This window comes from Bacteroides sp. B1-V-101 (assembly GCF_023656585.1).
Classification (GTDB): Bacteria; Bacteroidota; Bacteroidia; order Bacteroidales; family Bacteroidaceae; genus Bacteroides; species Bacteroides thetaiotaomicron.
The window spans coordinates 1-19,148 of sequence record NZ_JAMOKH010000041.1 but is presented as its reverse complement, the minus strand read 5'-3'; the positions used below and the strand labels follow the sequence as shown (position 1 = coordinate 19,148).

Annotated in this window: 12 protein-coding genes; all 12 read right to left on the bottom strand. The window is 42.3% G+C overall.

Annotation, left to right across the window (positions count from 1 at the left end; all coding sequences use genetic code 11):
* Positions 1 to 64: 64 nt before the first annotated feature.
* Complete coding sequence (locus tag NBH01_RS21870) at positions 65 to 1,117, bottom strand: SGNH/GDSL hydrolase family protein (protein WP_195583429.1); 1,053 nt, start codon at positions 1,115 to 1,117, stop codon at positions 65 to 67.
* A gap of 27 nt (positions 1,118 to 1,144) precedes the next feature.
* Positions 1,145 to 2,176: a phosphodiester glycosidase family protein gene (locus NBH01_RS21865; protein WP_195583427.1), complete on the bottom strand. Its 1,032-nt coding sequence runs from the start codon at positions 2,174 to 2,176 to the stop codon at positions 1,145 to 1,147.
* Between the two features lie 3 nt (positions 2,177 to 2,179).
* Positions 2,180 to 3,598: a DUF5009 domain-containing protein gene (locus NBH01_RS21860; protein WP_195583425.1), complete on the bottom strand. Its 1,419-nt coding sequence runs from the start codon at positions 3,596 to 3,598 to the stop codon at positions 2,180 to 2,182.
* 10 nt (positions 3,599 to 3,608) lie between these two features.
* On the bottom strand, positions 3,609 to 5,033 hold the full coding sequence (locus NBH01_RS21855; RefSeq protein WP_195583423.1) for a sialate O-acetylesterase: 1,425 nt from the start codon (positions 5,031 to 5,033) through the stop codon (positions 3,609 to 3,611).
* 6 nt (positions 5,034 to 5,039) lie between these two features.
* The gene (locus tag NBH01_RS21850; RefSeq protein WP_195583422.1) at positions 5,040 to 7,715 is read right to left on the bottom strand and encodes a calcineurin-like phosphoesterase C-terminal domain-containing protein; all 2,676 of its coding nucleotides are present in this window, start codon (positions 7,713 to 7,715) and stop codon (positions 5,040 to 5,042) included.
* Positions 7,716 to 7,732: 17 nt separating this feature from the next.
* The gene (locus NBH01_RS21845) at positions 7,733 to 9,055 is read right to left on the bottom strand and encodes an alpha amylase family protein (RefSeq protein ID WP_195583419.1); all 1,323 of its coding nucleotides are present in this window, start codon (positions 9,053 to 9,055) and stop codon (positions 7,733 to 7,735) included.
* A 33-nt stretch (positions 9,056 to 9,088) separates the two neighbouring features.
* Positions 9,089 to 10,465, bottom strand: a complete 1,377-nt coding sequence (locus NBH01_RS21840; RefSeq protein WP_250700298.1) for an alpha amylase family protein — start codon at positions 10,463 to 10,465, stop codon at positions 9,089 to 9,091.
* 74 nt (positions 10,466 to 10,539) lie between these two features.
* Entirely contained in the window at positions 10,540 to 12,207 is a 1,668-nt protein-coding gene (locus NBH01_RS21835) for a DUF5018 family protein (RefSeq protein WP_195583417.1), read from the bottom strand.
* Positions 12,208 to 12,223: 16 nt separating this feature from the next.
* Positions 12,224 to 13,855, bottom strand: a complete 1,632-nt coding sequence (locus tag NBH01_RS21830; protein ID WP_130042317.1) for a RagB/SusD family nutrient uptake outer membrane protein — start codon at positions 13,853 to 13,855, stop codon at positions 12,224 to 12,226.
* Between the two features lie 13 nt (positions 13,856 to 13,868).
* Entirely contained in the window at positions 13,869 to 17,015 is a 3,147-nt protein-coding gene (locus NBH01_RS21825; protein ID WP_195583415.1) for a SusC/RagA family TonB-linked outer membrane protein, read from the bottom strand.
* A gap of 22 nt (positions 17,016 to 17,037) precedes the next feature.
* On the bottom strand, positions 17,038 to 18,111 hold the full coding sequence (locus tag NBH01_RS21820; protein ID WP_008760740.1) for a DUF4434 domain-containing protein: 1,074 nt from the start codon (positions 18,109 to 18,111) through the stop codon (positions 17,038 to 17,040).
* Positions 18,112 to 18,133: 22 nt separating this feature from the next.
* A partial coding sequence (locus NBH01_RS21815; protein ID WP_250700297.1) for a n-acyl-d-glucosamine 2-epimerase occupies positions 18,134 to 19,148 on the bottom strand: 1,015 nt, incomplete at its 5' end.

Sequence of the window (19,148 nt, the reverse complement as noted above, 5' to 3'; positions counted from 1 at the left end):
ATCTTATAAATCTACTGTTTTAATGCTTAAATGTAGCCGGATGAAAAAGATAAATTCATAGACCCTATCGCTTTATCATTTTTTTTATGAATGGAGTTATCAAATTGGCATATCTTATCATTCCCAAGTCGGTAAAATGAATGCCATCAACCGTAGCCTCACCATCTTCTCCTATCATCTTTTCCGAATGAATCAAATATATATCTTTTTCCCCCTTCTTCTTGAGTGAATTGAAAATCTCATTCAATGTTTGATTCTTCCTTGTTACTTCATGAGCTACTCTCTGATCAAATAATGTATGAGTGAAAATAGGGTCTTCTATAAATACAATCGGAGTTTTCGGATGCTTGTTGCGAATGATCCGGTAAAAAGTTTCCATACGTTCTTTCATCTGTTCTACTGAAGCATTGGGTACAAAATCCAAAACGAAGACACCGGCATCCACTTCCGCCATGACTCTTGCGACTTCAAGGTCAAGTTGTCCGTTACCACTAAAACCAAGATTAATGCATTCTCGGTTCAACCTTCTTGATATGATATTGGTATGTGCCATTCCGGGACGTGAAGCACAGCCTCCTTGCAGGATGCTGGTTCCATAGAATACAATTGGTTTCTCACGGATTGGATAATTAATCTGAGGCTGATCAATGGAAGATAAAGAATCGACTCCTATAGACAGTGACACAAGTCCGTCATAAAGAGGAAGATATAGCATATATTCCCTTTCTTTAGGCTGCATATTGGCGATAACGGTAGCTTGATTTGTTTTTCCATTAGGACGTGCACTATTGACAAATCTCCACTGACCGTTCCCTTCCCAACAATATAAATCAAGACCTTTTATTCCTACATCGGTCATATGATTCATATGGTTATTAAAGAGATTCTCCCATTTCAACGCTATTCGGGTAGAGTTACTACGAAATCGTATCGCCATTCCTGCCGAATTACGACTCAAGTTCCATAGAGGAGGGCGAGAAATGTTTTTGAGAGAATCCGGTAGTCTCTCATATCTTGCCCCTGTGTCTTGTGTTGCTTTTCCTAAAAGAGGAAAGCATGACGCATCATAGTACGTCAGTTGTTGTGCCTGCAACTGAATGCCGAACAGGCACAACATTGTGAAAAAAAAGAATTGTTTCATCATCTATTTAATTCCGACAGCGGTCAGCACTTTCCTTTGTTTGCCGTCACTGCCTTTAATGGTTTCTTTGCCATTGACCAGCATGCATGATGAACCGCCTCCATCCAGATTCAGCGCCTCTGTACATCCCAGGTCTTTCATTACTTTAGCTACGTTGGCAGTGGTCAGCCCCGCTACTCCTTCTGTCATGTTTCTGCCTTCGCACACAAAGATAATCATTTTTTTGTCAGTTGTTATACCAATTGCGGTGCGAGGTTGATTGGAAGCTGCAGAAATATCCAGCATTTCTTCTACATACGTGTTTTTAATTTCTCCGGCACGCAGTAAAACAGTAACACCTCCGATACCGGTGGTAGCTTCCAGTGCTTTTGCGCTGTTGGGGAAAGTAGATGACGGAGCTTGTAGCGGATCCTTATTTATATCGTTATCAGCAGGGGCGGGATAGCAATAATTGATTCCGTCGGATGCCTGATAAGTCCATGTCGTTTGAAATGTTCCGTCCTTCATCTGGCAGAAGGCTCCTAAAGTCGGATACCACATGGTTACCCAGTCTTTCGAATAATAGTTCTGATTGGGTGCCAGTATCTGCCCTTCACGGATCACTAGATTTTGCGAATAATAGAATCCGGCACTATAAAAAAACAATCCTCCATTGATGATTACCGGTGCTTTGGAAGATTCATAAAACTCCGAAGGGGTGTGTATCGATTTGCTTCCATATCCATTGGCTTCCTGTGAGAAAGCGATGTCGCCCAGAACTTCAAATTTAGCTTTACTCATATCTGCGACAGCTATGTAGGCAATCGCCTTCTTTCCCGTCAGATTTTCCGGTGATTTATAGATATGAATATAGTCCGGAAGATTGCCGAAATTATCGGCTGCCGTCCATCCTTGTGATACAATATCAGGATTCGATTCTTCCTCTTCAGTCTCCTGATCCCATTCCCACGGATGATCGGGATAACTTTCTCCACATGAACATACAGAGAAGGTAAGCAGTGCTGTTGCTATAAAATACAGACGTTTGATTAACATGGTTCAAGTCCTCCAAAAACATTTTAATTTAGTAAATAATATGGTTATTAATAAAGCCAGGGAAGTTACGATGACTCCCCGTAAAAAGCCCAGCCAGGCATTTTGATCCAGATAGGAAAGATATGTTCCCAGTCCTGCCAGATTCAATAAAGGTAATACTACCAGCTGGGTGGATACGTATGCAATCATCGGATTCTGCCCTGCATATTCCAATGGACGGGTCAATCGGGACCAAGAATAAATGTCGCACATAATAGAAAATGCAATCATTGCCATGAAGGCAAGTCCCGATGCAAGGAAATAATAACTGTACGTAGAAGGATCTTTCCGGATTCCCCCTTCATAAGCTTCAAAAGCCAGTCCCAATAATATCAGATAAGTTCCTGCTCTGAAGAGTTTATACCAGTAACTGGTGTTTTTCCCTTCTACCTGCAATAGAATGTAGAGGATACACAATATAGCGATCGTACCCGCTAAATTGAGCAAAAGATAACGCATATAAAGTCCGTATAAATTAAATACGATCAGTCCGATAGTCAATAAGAGTATCCATGGCATTCTTTTGCGTTCGTCTTTATTGTCGTTTACCGGCATCGTGTTTTTGTAGTGTAGCCACTCATGCAGATATTCTCCGGCAATGCTACCGGGAATTACGATAAACAGATACTTCAGATAGGAGAACTTATACATCCACGGCAAGGGCGAGAACGCCATCAGACTATGATTCCATGATTCTGCGTTTTCATTTCCCAGGAACACTGCCATGATAAAAGGCAATATTGCTATACGAATCCATGGTTTATTGATCGTTAACGTATAAATCAGAGAACCGAAAATAGCCATATTGGCTAATACCAGAATGATAATATTACTGTAGCCCAGACTGAATGTCCGTCCATCGGCATAGTTGATATTCAGCAGCATGAACACTCCCGTTGCATAAGCCAGTACTTTAATCAGCATCCTTACGTATTCCGGCATTTTGAACGGAATCCTCATGAACATGGGAAACATCAAGGCAAACCCTCCCAATGCAATGAGCCATGAGCGGACATCCTGAGGAGAAGATACTACCCACGGATATATATGCTGAATAAAAATAGCGAAGAAAGTCAGCCGAAAACCTCTTAAAAGGCTGTCGTATATAATTCTCCAGCGGGAGCTGCCCTTTCTGTATTTGTTACCTATTGAAAAAGGGAAGGCAGCTCCCATTGCAAACAGGAAAAAAGGAAACACCAGGTCAACCCAAGTGATTCCATATATAGAACCATCAAACACAAAGTTGGAACGGGGACCTACCTGAGCATGATACATCCATCCGGGAAGTACTCCCCAGGCAACGCTGCCGGAAAGAACCATCGTCAGAATGGCATACCCGCGCAGGACATCCAAAGAAGAAGCTCGTGTACTGTTGTTACTCATAATTTTCCTTTTATTGATGTATTACGGCCCGAAATGGAGAAGCAGGTATTTCCGCGTTATTGAAAAGATCACCTTCCATATAATTGCGGAAACAATAACGCACTTCTACAGGATGAGGCACCGAATCATTCCATACTTTCACACGAGCAGAACCATTGATTATTTCCGCTTCTGCCGGTACGATATTTCCCTTTTCGTCTACAAGTTCAAATCCCCTCAACTTTTGATTTTCAGGGATCAGTCCATCACTGCCATGTTCAAAAGTGATTTCTACTACATTCTCTTTCAATTGATGGCTTTTATACAAAGGGCCTGCATACAGAAAACCTTTTTTGCCATAAGTCTTGGCAAGAGCCCAGTAAGCAAGGCGCTGACCAACTTTAATTTTGTAGGGAGGATGAATGAATTTTTCACTTCCTGCATCTGTTGTTGTGACCATACCAACATTAGGAACTTCCTGCATTAATTCCAGCTGGCATTGACGGAACCATGCACGATCAAGCCTATCTTTACCTTCGGCCTGCCATGGAGTGATCTGGACATAGTATACAGGCATTGCAGGGCTATGAAAGAATTCTCTCCACTGGGCGACCATTGCGGGAAAGAGTTTTTTATAAAGAGCGGGATCAGCAGAATTGGATTCTCCCTGATACCAGATGACTCCTTTGACCGGAAATCCCCTCCATGGATTTACCATTGCATTCCATAATAAAGTAGGTGTGCCCGCAGGCCAGTCGAACTTGGTTTGTCCAATATCCGGTAATTGAACTTCCGGAAATTGGGACAGTGTCTCTTTATCCATCCAAGTCTCTATCTTGGAAGCACTCCATGAGCAATGAATCAGTCCGACAGGAATATCCAATGAACGTTGTAGTAAGTCTCCGAAAAAATAAGCGGCAGCACTAAAGTCTCCGACTTCTTTCGGAGAAAGTTCCGACCAATATCCCGTAATACCTTCTTCCTTAGGAGTCGTACTCCAATCTCTTTTGACTGTAAACAAACGTAATTCCCGTTTGGAGTCGGCAGCCACGATATAGGGTTGTGAACCATAAACCGGCTGTCCCCGAAAACCTCTGACCGGCATTTCCATATTCGATTGGCCGGAACAGAACCAGACTTCTCCCAGTAAGATGTTCTTTAATATAAGTGCCTCGCCGTCAGAGAATGTAATAGTATAGGGACCGCCTGCTTCCGGAGTAGGAAGTTGAATATTCCAATTTCCATGCTGGTCACTTCGGGTCGTTAGCTTCCGGTGATTCCATGACGCTTCAATCGTAATTTTACTATTGGCAGAGGCTTTGCCGTGGAAGGTTACTTCCGATTGTTGTTGCAACACCATGTTATCACCCCAGATGGAAGTTAACCTGACTTTGGCCTGCATTCCCAATGGGAATAGCAGGCTGATAATCCATAGGTGGTATATGATATACTTCATGAATCTTTATTTAGAAACGTTTTGCTGATACACTTTACCGAAACGGTCTGTTACTCTGATCTCTATTTTAGCTTTCGGATTACGGGGAGTGGCACGGAACATATGTCCTGTACTTGCTGCTGATATCCAGCTCTGCATGGTTCTCTTTTTGTCTGTACATACTTGATGCGCATACGGGTCGACTCCGGTATATTGAGTCATGGTACCCATCACTTTTCCGTTTTCCAGCCATTCTACTTTCCAGTTTTTATCCCAGTTCCAGACATTGGCAATAATATCTTTGGGGAATTCCTTAGATGTTCCTGCAGCATAGCTTCGAAATTGGTAGTCTTTCGGATGGCCGGCACTTTTATAGTACCATTTCACTTGGTTTCCGTCTACTTCGTAGACTCCGTATCCTTGTGGGGTGCCGTCGATGCAGACATCCGCATGCCACCAGATACCACATACGGCAGCCGTATTGTGCTCCATTTGGTGATCGTTAAATACAATGTTCGAGTTGGAATGAAGATGGCCCGTCAGGAAGTGTGTTTCATAGCCATCCAATAATTGATGAACCGCTTCAGCATTGATCGTTTCTCCTGCCAACATGGCATAGTCGTAATTAAAAGGTCTTTTCTGTTCCGTTATTCTCGTAGGAATATGCGTTATGAAAAAGACTAATGTACCTTTAGGGACATAAGACAGATCTTCTTCCAACCATTTGAAAGTTGTTTCATCTATATAGCCGATATAGAAGTATTCACGTCCTACATAAAAGTTGTTGTTGATAACAATATAGTGGGCATTTCCTTTATTGAATGAGTAGTGAGTAGGGCCGAAATATCCTTCGAAAGTCCGGTACGACGTTTCATGAGTAGCTCCATTACAATCCATATCATGATTACCGATTGCACGATATATAGGGATATCCAGTTTCTTTGCCTTATCGATATAAGGTGGAAAGAAAGTAGCTGGTGTGTCCCAAAAGATGTCTCCACAATTCAGACCGAATACATCACGATCCGAATATTGATCGATTAACTGTTTATAGTCATCGACAATGGGAGCATACAGATCCCAGTGCTCTTTCAGACCGGCCTGTACATCCGCTTCCAGCACAAACAAGTGTTTACTGTCGTCTTTAGAATTCTTCTTCAGACGGAAATTATACTCATTCGTCTTGTTCAGATCAATTTCCTGATAGAATCGGGGAATCGTTTGTTCACAATCCGTCAAGTATCCGGCAGGAGTCGTGATATATACAAAGCGTGTGTTTCCGAGATTGGGCAGATGGTAAATACCGTTCTTGTCTGTAGTGACACAACGCTGTCCGTCTGTCACTACCACATTGGCTATACCTTTGCCATCGCAAGTAACGGTTCCTTTGATCATTCGCGCTTCATCCAGCTTAGTTTCGTCCAGTGCTTCTTTTAGTTCGTCCCACCATCCGTTGCGGATAATGTGTACAATGTCGAAAATCATCACACCGTCCGATTCTTTCAAGTTCATACGGACTGCTTTCTGGAATTGGTTTACGTCCCGTTTGTAATCTTCTACATACAGACCGCCGCATACTGGCACCGCATCTTTCAGCAAGTACTTGGAATATTTGCAACCGCCTTCTACACATAAATATTCTCCGGTAGAAAACTCGCTGTCTGTTTCATTCTTAAATTTACCGGAAGATTTATAATAATCGTCCAGCGTTACATTCCAGTAGTAATTGCCATTCGTATAGAAATCCAGCAACTCTGCAAAGCCATAATTCTTATAGTCAGGAGTAGCCCAACTGAAGTCCTTGCTGACATCATAATTACGGCTTGCCCAGTTGACACCTACCTCAAAGTAAGTAGGATACCATGCACCGGTATAAGCGGCCAACATACATTCCGGCTTTATCTTTTTGATGGAAGTACGTACATCTTTTATAAAGTTATATATAACAGAAGCTCTCCACGTCAGCCATTGATGATAGTATGGGCCACCCACACGGTCTATGCCTCCTTCGGCATTAGGGCGCCACTCAAAAATATCCTCCGGAAACTTCTCAACTTTCTTTCCGATGAATTTCTCAAACATCTTCTTTGACTCAGGAGAAAAGTCCGAATCAATACAATCATATCGTGCACGGTCAAGCATGATGCCGTCAAATGCATAATTCCGGACAACTTCTTTGATCACATCAATCTCATACTTCTGCACCTCTTTCAGTGCCGGATTCAGGAACATGGTAGGCTTTCCTTCTATTTCCGTTACAGGGAGCAGTCCTTTGCGCGGTACATAATTGATAGCCTGCCACTTTTTGTGTTTATCGAAGATGGCGCCACGTTTCACGATATTCTGTCCGTCAGCAAATATATTCATTCCGGCAAAGATGATCATATTGCGGGCATGAGCAGCTTCGATAAAGGTACCGATAAAGTCAAAATCCGGACGGTCGAAGTTTTTCCAGTTCTTCTTCTGTGCGGCATATTTGCTGGGATATAATACTTCACCCGTATTGTCTTTTATGTCCAATACCAGATGCGTGATACCTGCTTCATGGCATTTGTCTACATAGTAGCGAATTGAATCGGGGTAGCTGAAACGTTGGAAATTAGCCGAACAGTCTAACCACATTACTTTTGGCTTTCCCGAGGCAAATGCCAGAATGCCTATCCATAATAAAAGGGAGATAATTGAGAATCTTTTCATATTCATAGTGTATTCTTTCGATTTTACTTCAGAGCTCCTCCGGCTCTCATTCCGTTTTCAACTTCTTTCCATAAGCCTTTGTTGATGATATGTACAATATCGAATACCATCAGTCCGTCGGAAGCTTTCAGGTTCATTTCTATGGTTGCGGATAATTTGGCGGGATTGTCATAGAATTGATCCACCAGAATACCACCCATAAATTTATTATCTTTCATGATATTACGTAATTTCTGACAAGAACCTTCAACAGAATACCACGTGCCGCTTTGTGCCTGTGAATCAGTTTCGTTCCATACGCTCTTTTTGTTTTTCAGAGATTCTTCTATGGTGATATCGGTATAATAATTACCGGTAGTATATAAGTCCATCAGTTCGGCATAACCGTAATTCTTATATTCGGGAGTAGCCCAGTCAAAATCTTCGCTCGGATCGTATTTCTTGCTTGCAAAGTTTACGCCTACTTCATAATAAGAAGGATACCATGCTCCGGTGTATGTACCGAAAGAAATATCCGGATTCACTTTCTTTACTTCATTCCGGGCACGGGCCATGAAGTCGTAGATGTTCTTGGTGCGCCATTCAATCCATTTCAGGAAATGTTTTCCGCGTTCGGGATAGTATTTATCATTCTCGTCCTTTTTCCATTCGAAGATGTCTTCCGGAAACTTTTCTACTTTCTGTCCGATATACGCCTCGAACTTCTGGCGGGAGAGGTCTGAAAAGTCTGCCGTTATACCATCATAGCGTACACGATCCAGCATCAATCCATCCAGATCGGGATAACGTTTCACTAAATCCTTGAGAACATTCAATATATGTGTCTGAAACTCCTCATTGATAGGATTAACCATTGCCGAATATTTCTTCTTTTCATTGGTGATGGAAGTGATTCCTTTCGGAGTGTATACTGTCGATGCCCATTCAGGATGCGTGGAATAGACTAATCCACGGTCGAAATAATTGTGTCCTGCGACAAAGACATTGAGTGAAGCATGTACTTCTATACCCAGTTCATGGGCTTTTTTGATGAAATGTCCCAAGTAATCGAAGTCTTTGCGTTCATATCCATGCCATTCACGCATTTTAGGAGCAAACTCCGTATCGAACAGTACTTCTCCGGTGATGGGACGTACATCAACGATAGCATGGGTGAAACCTAATGATTTTATTTTTGTCAGATAATAATCAATGGAGTCAGGATTGCTGAAGCGTTCAAAGTTTGCTTCCGCATCAAACCACATCAAAGCGGGCTTGGCATTTTCCACTTTGGGAGCTGTGCTTTTACATGCTCCCAATGCAATGATTAACAGACTTGATAAAAGTACTATTGTTATTTTTCTCATACGATCATATTCTAATGTGTCGGTTATTCTTTTTTATTCAATTGCGAGTTTGATGCCTTCTTTGGCATATTGCCATTGATCGGCTTTCTTTAGATGAATCATGTCGAACAGAAAATATCCGTCGCAAACATTCATACAGGCCTTTACAGATTGTACGATTGCCTGATTTTCTTGTTCCTGAGTAGCCTGATTATTGGTATCCCAGTTTCCTACATCCGGACCTCCGGCTACAATGGGGCATTCTCCTTTTATTTTATCTTTAGCCAATGAACAGAAACCTTCCATAGTCCATTCCGTCGTGCCGTGTACCTTTAGCGGTGAAGCATAGGCACCAATCAGTATTTGATCCATACAGGCGGCATAGCCGTAATTTTTATATTTGCTTGTCGCCCAGTTGTAATAGCGCGAGGTATCATAAGTGGAAGCTGCCCAGTTGACACCTACATCATAATAGGTAGAATACCAGCCGCCTACATAAACTCCGAATTTGATGCCGGGTTTCACTCCTTTTACAGCAGTGCGTGTTTTCTGCATAAAGTCATAAATCACTTTTGCACGGAATTCCAACCACTTAGTCAGATATTTAGGATAGGTGGCAGGAAGACTGGAAGCACCCGGTGCCAAGATGTCGTTCGGGTAGTTGGGGATTTTTATACCTCCCATGTAATTCTCGAATTGCTTACGGGACTCGTCAGAAAAATCGGCTTGTAAATTGAGAAAACGTCCACGGTCTAAGAATATACCGTCCAGATCATAACCTGCAAGATCCTTGAGCAAGTCACAAAGGAACGTTTGTACTTCCGGATGGGCAGGATTGAAAAACTTGGTACTTTCACTGGTATTCATTACGCTTGTAATCCCTACCTGCATGTTCATCTGTGTTGCCCACTCTGCCTTAGACTGGTCTCTATACAATAGTCCTGTGCCTCCGTCGATTTGATTTCCACCGACAAAAGTATTGATGGCAGCATGAATACGAAGCCCCTGTTTGCGTGCTTCGTCAACGAAGGCTTGCAGATAGTCCCATGTTGCCGTTCTTTCTACTTTGGTATAGTTACTTCCGATCCAGGCATACATAAATTTGACTTGATCTACAAGATTCGTTTTAAATAGAACATCTCCGGTAGTTGGACGTACGTCTACTACAATATCTGTGAAACCGGCATCTTTGGCCAAAGCCAGATCACGAGCTATATTTTCTTTGCTGTTGGCAAAATCGGGAAAGTTGGCAGCCGCGTCAATCCAGATATAACGGGGTTTGGAAGCATTAGGATTCTCTGTCGGTTCTTCGTCTTCTCCTCCGCTGGTGTCTCCCCAATAATCTTTTGAGTCGTTGCCGCCACATGCCATGCACAAGCAGGCAGCTATTCCCCCCATAAATGCTTTTATTATATTTTTCTTAATATTCATTTTATACGACTTAATAGTTGAAGTAAGAAGCCTGTACCTGAAAGAGGTACAGGCTTCTTGCATAAAGATGGTATTTACATGTCGATACAGTCGCACTGTACACAACCTACATATCCATTGCAGAACATGAAGTAGATGTACATATAATAACCGTCATCTGAAACTTTCAATACTACATCACCACAATAATTACCGTTTGTGTTTCCAAGAATCTTAGACCCATAGTTTCCATTGATTCCCAGACCGGTACTTCCGAAGTCAATAGCCTGAGTCCCTAATGAACCTGATGAAAGATCGAACAGGTATATGTTGTCGGCAGTTCCCCAACTCCATGGATTTACCAGATTTGAAGCTACATATTCCACCTTATTAAATACAGCATGATCAACTGCATTTGGTACGTAGTTTCCATCAAGTGCCACTCCCTTGTTCTTGATTGAATTGGTTTTTCCATCCATCCAGCATAGGTTGCGTGGTTCGGCATAGAATGTAGTAAAATAATCACTGGTCGGATCTGTCGGATCAGAGTAAATGACATCGGCATTTGTTCCCCAGCCACCTATTCCTTGTGCTGTAATAATATCCGGCGTCTGTGATTTAAGTACACCCTTTTCTACCTGCCAACGGGCAAACTGTCCTGAAGTAGCATAGATAGGAGCGGTTATAATAGCATTATTGTTCAGACTGCCAGATACTGACAGTTTTCTACCCATAGCCAGTGAAGTAGGAAATTCTATGTATTTTTCCGGTGCTTGGTCTACTCCCGAGGCTTTCCATAAGGTAAAGGCTGGTCCGGCATTTGGAGTCAGATTCGTGAACAGGATATTACCGTCCTTGTCTGATGTTGTATAGAAGTTTGTCAGACTACCTGCAAAACTAATATTCATTGTCCCTGCTTTTTCTCCATTCTTGACGTTCAGGTATATAGGATTTTTGGCGCGTTCATTAATAACTACATAATCATTTGTTACAGCAATACCAGTCGTCATATCAGAACTTGAAATACCTATGTCTGTAAGTTTCTTAGCCCAAATAAGTTTAGCACTGTTTGCGCGTAAGCCGGCAGCAATCTTTTCTGGAATTTCTTTCTTGACAGTATACGTAGACTTAGTTGTGCCGTTTTGTGCGGTCACAGTAATTTTCTGGTCTTGGTCGTAATTCAATGCGACTGTTCTTGGATCAGGCGAGATCGTTGCTCCGTGAGAGATCGATACATCTGCTAATACTTCACCTATACTTTCCAGGCTAATCAGAGAAATAGTTTTGGAACTTTCGTTGATAATACCTGATAATCCCAGACTTGTAAGATTGAACTTCGTGATTGCGCACTCATTACTTTTACGAATTTCTGCCACAACTTTATATTCGGTACTTGTGCCGGTTTGGTCTTTCACTGTTATAAAGTTATCCTTCGTCATATCCATAAATAATAATGTAGGATATACATATACATTATTGTCCAGATCAGCAATCATACGCATCTTTTTCAGATCAGACAGTTGCAGGACATTGTCCGAAAGTTTGGGATAGTTATATGGAAATACAACGGTAATCACATGATTTGTATAATCTATCTCACTGGTGAAACTATTGTCATCACTGTCATCATCCGGGAAGGATGCTGTCAAATTATTGATAATGTTCCTTTCAACAGTCGGATTGAATTCTTCAGGGCTATGGCATGCGCTTATACCCATCAGAAACGCAATGACTGAAATAATTGATAATATTTTATTTTTCATTGTATTAAGCTTTTAGTTATTTCCATTCATCATATTGCTCAATTAACGCATTATTTTTTATTTCAGAAGTCGGTACCGGTAAAACGTATAACTTCTGTGGGAACTTACGATCTTGTCCGTCGCAATCAATGTATTCGTACGTACCGTTCGTAATCTTAAGACCGTGGCAGCGATAGTTGTTATATTCAATGTGTGCCAGTCTCCAACGTCGCATATCCCAAAACAGATGTCCTTCGTATGCAAGCTCAATCTTACGTTCGTTGCGATAATCATTGAACCATGTTTCACCACTGGAAGACTTGCCCGGCAGATTTACTCCCTGACGTCCGCGGACGCGATTCATTAAGGACTGTGCTTCAGTGGTTTTGTTAAGTCTGTATGCTGCTTCGGCCTTATTCAACAGAACTTCAGCAAATCGGATTTCTACCCATGCCTGAGAACTTTTGGTTCCTTTGACGTCAATCAGTTTCTCATCCAGCAGTTTACGCAGGAAGTAACCGGTTGTTGTTTTACCATAGGAGTATGACTGTTCACGATAAGCCATGAAAGCACCGTTTGTTCCGCCTACGCTACAATCCATCACTCTGCCTTTCCACGTGGAGCCGCGATAAATAATAGTAGCTGCAAAACGAGGTTCCAACTGATCATAAGGAGGTTCTTTGGTGGTAGTGCCGTGCCATTCGGACCAGTCTACTTTATTTCCGTTTTTATCTTCATAAGATTCTACCATTTCCTGTGTCGGAGTACCTAGCGCACCAAAGTCGTAGCCGTCACATTGAGGGACGTAATACTGGTCGAAGGTATGATTCGGACCACTGTCTTTATTGTAGTCAAATTCCAGAATAGCTTCTTTATTGTTGCCTTTCCAAGCATCTGCATAGTTGTCCACCAAATCATACAGCTGTAACTTTTCTACTTCATCAGCTGCGTCATAAGCATCCTGCCAACGCTCAGCATATAGCATAGCACGTGATTTCAATGCGTAAGCCGCACCTTTTGTCACTCGTCCTTTGTTGGCTGCATCCCATTCTTTAGGAAGATTGGTTGCCGCAAAATCCAGGTCATCTGCAATGAATTGCCATGTTTCCGCTGCTGTGCTGCGTGCTTTGTCGTTAGAGGTAGGGAGATCGTCATACAGAATGACTCCGCCATGCCGTTTGGCTAACTGAAAATAAACATAAGCACGGAAAAAGCGTACCTGAGCTTCCCATTTCAGATTCTTATCATCCGGGAATGTAGAGTACTTCTTCTGCATAACCAAAAACTGATTCATCTGACGGATATTACCGTAGGCCAAATCCTTATCCCAAATGTTGTAACGGCATCCGTCCGGACTGATAACATCCGGATTAGTTACGTAGTTGTTCGGATGTCCGGCTCTGTCTCCTAAAGATACTGAACCGTATTTGAATGTCTCGGTCAAACTTTCCGTTAAACTTCCCGAGAACTGAGATTCACCAAATTGTCCGTATTTGTTTAGATATGTGTAGAATGCATTGACGTATTTATCCACATATGCTTCATCTTGCCAAACAATTTCATCACTAACGGTCGAGGTTTGCTCCACACCGTCCAGCCAGTCATTGCACGAACTTATACTAAAGCCTAGTGCCAGTGCTAATGATATATTTAATAATATTTTTTTCATATGCTTCCGTTTTTTAGAATGTTAGTTTTACACCTAGCGTATATGTTCTCTGTTGCGGATAATAACCATTGTTTACTGCCGGTGATTCCGGGTCGATGTTGTATTTGGTAAGTCCGCTGAAGGTCAATAGGTTATATCCTTCTACATAAAGTCTTAGTCCTTCTATACCTGCCGGATTCAACCACTTTTTCGGGAAGTTGTAACCTATCTGTGCAGTTTTCAAACGCATATAGTTACCATTCCTGTACCAAAAAGTTGAAGAGTACCCATTGTTGTTACTCGGACCTGTGATTTCCAGACGTGGAAATTCCGCGTTAGTGTGATCAGGTGTCCATGAGTTCTCTACCAGGAAAGTCGGTGAGTTTCCACCATGATAGAAAGGCTTCGTAAATGAGGTATTATCCTGTGTACCTTCAGAACCGCTAGCTGTATATTGACCTGTCAGTGCAACGACATTGCCCAATCCCCAAGAGAATAATAAGTCAAAGTCAAATCCTTTCCAATTACCGAATAAATTCAAAGAACCGGTATGCTTCGGAGTAGCACTTTTGCCTACATAACCTTGGTCTTGTGCCGCTGTAATAATACCATCACCATTTCTGTCTACATACTTAATGTATCCCGGCAATGCCTTATAGCCTTTAACTGTTGCCGAATTTGCTATCTCTTCCTCGCTCTGAAACAGACCATTTGCGATAAAACCATATTTAGAACCGATTTGCTTTCCTGTCAAACGCTGATATTCAGGAGCATTGTCTGAGTCGCCTACATACTTCAGCCAACGACCGTATGCATATGACCAGATCAACTTGGCACCATAATTAAATTTGTTGATACGGTTGTAATGAGTCAAAGTAACATCGAAACCTTTATAATCAGTCTTGTTCACATTGGCAGAACTGAAATAATATCCACCTCTTGAAGGCGCGTATGCTCCGGTCACAGTGGCCAGTTTATCATATTCATATTTATAGAATACGTCAAATTCGACTCCTAACAAACCATTCCACATCGTTGCATCGACGCCGACATTATAGTTCAGGCACTGTGCCCACGACAAGTTGGGATTACCTAATACAGAAGCATACATCATGGTCTGACTGCTGCCGCCAATGACAACTGCATTTTTGCTGATTCCCATTGTATTTCTCCATTGGAAGGCACTTACGCCGCTGGTGGCTGTTTTACCAATACCGGCTCTCAGTTTCAGATTATTGATCCAGGGAGCATTGAACCAACTTTCATTATTGAGTCTCCAACCTGCAGAAACACCGGGTAATGTTACCCAACGTTTATTCATACCTCCAAACAGATAACTACCATCGTGACGAAGAGAAGCCTCCAAATAATACTTATCATCATAATTATAGTTCACACGACCTACAAAACCTGCTACTCTGGTATGTCCGCTATATCCTCCGATAGATGGGAATTTTTCTGCTCCGTTTCCTGTCTTATTCGTGATCTGATTGAGTTCATCCAATTGGATAAAGTCCAGTCCATAACCGGTGGCACTTAATGCATTACTTTTGTTTTCACGGGTTTCTGCCAGGAACATAGCTCCTACAGTATGTTTCCCGAACTTATTGTCATACGTCACACTTGACTGTGTGGTAAATGTATATCCCCGGGAAGCAGATTCACTCAGACTGATTGAATTGCCTGATGCATCAGTGCCTTTATAATAAGTTAATGAGGTGCTTTCAATAGTCGGAAGATTCATGATCATTACTTCATAAGGATTGCTGAGAATCTTGCTGAAATTATATGTCAGGTCATAAGCCCCTTGAAATTTAAAACTTAATCCTTTCAGCCAAGGTGCGTCATATTTCAGACTGAAATTAGACTGAATATAGGAATAGTTGGATTTGCTGTATCCGGATTCATTGATAGATGCCACCGGAGCCACCGGAGAGGAAGCCGTCGGAGTGGATACATTATATGTTTTTCCTTCATATTCATAAGTGTCAGGCACATAAGGCAGGGCACGAATGATTTGTTGCGGAACATTATGCCAGGCATTCGGATCGGCAGAATAGCGCGGCGAATCTCTTTTCTCAATACGACCGGATACTCCTAAGGTGAAAGTGAGGCTCTTGGTTAACTTTGCATCAATATTGGAACGAAGATTCAAACGGTTGTAACCATAGTTGTCTATATTACCATCCTCATTCAGATAACCGATAGATGCAAAGAAACGTACTCTGTCACTACCTCCGGTTGCTGAAATGTTATGGTGTGTACGGGTACCGGTGCCATATACCTTATCATACCAGTTTGTGTTTCCCCAACCATCAACTCCGTCTTTCATCTTCTGCACCATCTCTGCTGTAAATACCTGAGAGTCTCCTTGCAGTTCGCGTGCTTTATTATACCAATAAGCATAACCGGGTCCATCCAGCCATTCCTGTTGTTCCGCATTCTGGCTGAAACCGACAGAACCTGTATAAGTAATAGACATCTTTTCTGCCTTACCCTGTTTCGTAGTAACGATGAAAACACCATTGGCGTCCAAACCGTAAACGGCTACAGCCGAGGCGTCTTTCAGGATAGATACCGATTCTATTTCGTTAGGGTCCAGTCCGTTGAAGTCGGCTGATGTACGGCGGATTCCATCGATTACGTATACAATACCCGTTTGTCCGCGCATGGTCAATGTTGCGTTGTCAGATCCCGGCTGACCACTGGATTGTACAGCTGCCACACCGGCAATACGTGCGCCAACTACGTTACTGATACTCATCGTCGGAGCTTTCAGCAATTCTTTGTCCGATACGGTAGAAATAGCTGCAGTGATGCTTCCACGTTTTTGAGTACCGTATCCCACAACTACTACTTCATCCAGTGAAGCAACGTCGTCTTTCATAGTTACTGAAATGAAACGCTGGTTGTTTACCTTGATGTCCTGTGTATTCATGCCAACATAAGAGAATATCAATACATCATTATTTCGGGCATTGATACTGAACTTTCCATCCAAGTCTGTGATAGTACCGCTGGTTGTACCTTTTACAGCTACAGATACTCCAGGTAATGGTTCGCCACTACCATCATTGACTGATCCTTTTATTACGTTTTGTGCCAGACAGTTGAGTGTGCACATGAACGCAATAAATAATGAGGTAATAAACCTCGGATTCCATTTGATTCTTTTTTTCATTGCATTACAATATTAGATAGGTTTATAGAATAAAGTGTTCACAATATCGTTCGTATAAGTGTCCGGCTTGCAGATAAGCCGAATTAGGGCTCATGAAATGAGAAAACTCAAACGTGATTGCATTTTCCATTCCCGCTCTTCGCGCAGCGTCCAGTTTCAACAATAGCTTTTCCCATTTAATGGGCAGGAAACGAATAGGCATGTCCCGGTCAAAAGATTCGATATTGGTCCAGCATTTCATATTATATTTATCAGCCAGTTTTTTGTTAATAACCAGATAATCATATAATTCATGATAGTCTACCTGACCATCCTGAAATGCCATGATATCGACTGCTCCCTTTACATTATCCAATATTTCGTCCCATTCTTCTTCGTGTTCTTTCACTGATAAGGCTTTGTCACCCGCCATTACCTGGTCTGTCTTTACTCCATGTATGTATGGAGAAACTAAAGTCGTCAGATTGCCGGAGACACTCTTGGCGTGCTTTCCGACTTCCGCATAAATCTTAGACATGTTTTTCGTCCGGCGGCTGATTTCCTGAGATAAATACCATCCCTGAAAAGATTTATGATGACCATATTTCTTCCATACTTCATCAATCAGAGCCATGTTCAAATCTATTTCTTTCTGAAATAATCCTTCCTGCCAGTACTTCCCGGAATCGTACATACCAAAATAGAAAGCCATGTCGTATTTATCGGCCAGTGTCAGAAACATCTCGACCAAGTCTACAGGCGGATAATACACATCTTCTTTTCCCAACAGGCATTGAAAAGGAGAAGCAATCCATTTACCAAGACCGGCACGAATCAACACTACGGTATTGATTCCCATCTTTTTCATAGCTTTAAAATCCTTATCCCATTCTTTTGTACCCCAATTCTGGTGCGGAATATCCCAACTGATTTCGTCCAGAAAAGTAGCTTTGATAGGCATCCCTTTCAAGGCATTGGGAGTGGCAAATGTCTCAAATGTTTCTTCTTCTTCAGATGCTGCCCTTTTGATGGGAGTGCATGCCGTCAGAAGTTTGCTGCCTGCTAGCAATGAACATGTGGCAAATGCGGTTTTTAGAAAATTACGTCGTCCGTCCATATCGTTCTATTTAAATAAGGGTTTATAAATTTTCCAGTACTTTCCAGCATTGGTACAATCCTCTTGGTACATGGAAACATCCTTTCCATTTCCCACCTTTGAGTGGCAGCAATACTTCTCCCTGCCGATTCAGATAACCGAACCATTCCGGATATTCCGGATCTTTGAAGTGTGTCCATGTGTAGTCATGTACCTTCTCAAACCATTCCAGACATCTTTTATCTCCGGTCAGCTGATAACCTTTCAATAATGAAATCAAGGATTCAATGTGTACCCACCAAAGTTTCTGATCCCACTCCAATTGCTGGGGAGGACAACCGTTACGGTCCATAAAGTAATAGATGCCGCCACATTGCTTGTCCCAACCGTAATCAAGCATTGTTAAGGTGGTTAACATTGCTTGTTGTATGAGCTCCGGTCGGTTCAGCCTTTTGCCCAGATCCATGATAAACCACATCGCTTCGATAGCATGACCGGGAGTCACCTGACGACCTTCGAAGCAATCCACCAGATTACCGTCCATATCGACATTCTCAACAATGATGCCCCCCAGCTCCGGACGATAAAAGACATCCATCACTTCATGGATACAGGTTTCCATCGTCTGTTCCAGATAACCGGGATCCAGGAGATGTTCGATCTCCAAAGCCAGATTACAGAGAATCATCGGGAGGGCGAAGTTCTTCAGATTACGAGTACCCGGATGAAGCTTGTTCCACTTGCCTTTCGGATTATCAACCTTGGAAAGGATGATCTTGAAAGTCTTCTTTGCTATGTCCGCATATTCCTGATTACCAGTTGCTAGACTCAGCTGTCCGAAGGCCATCGTGGCGAAAGTATATGAGAAAATATTGTATGGTTCTACCAGTGGTCTACCCGAACGGTCGAGTGAAAAGTACCAGTTATAATTCCCGTCATGTCCGTATTTTTTTAAGAATTCACCACCCTGAACGGCACAATCCAGCCATTCCTGTCGTTTTTCCACTTTGTTGTAAAGCATGGAGAACATCCATACCTCACGTCCCTGCAACCAGATG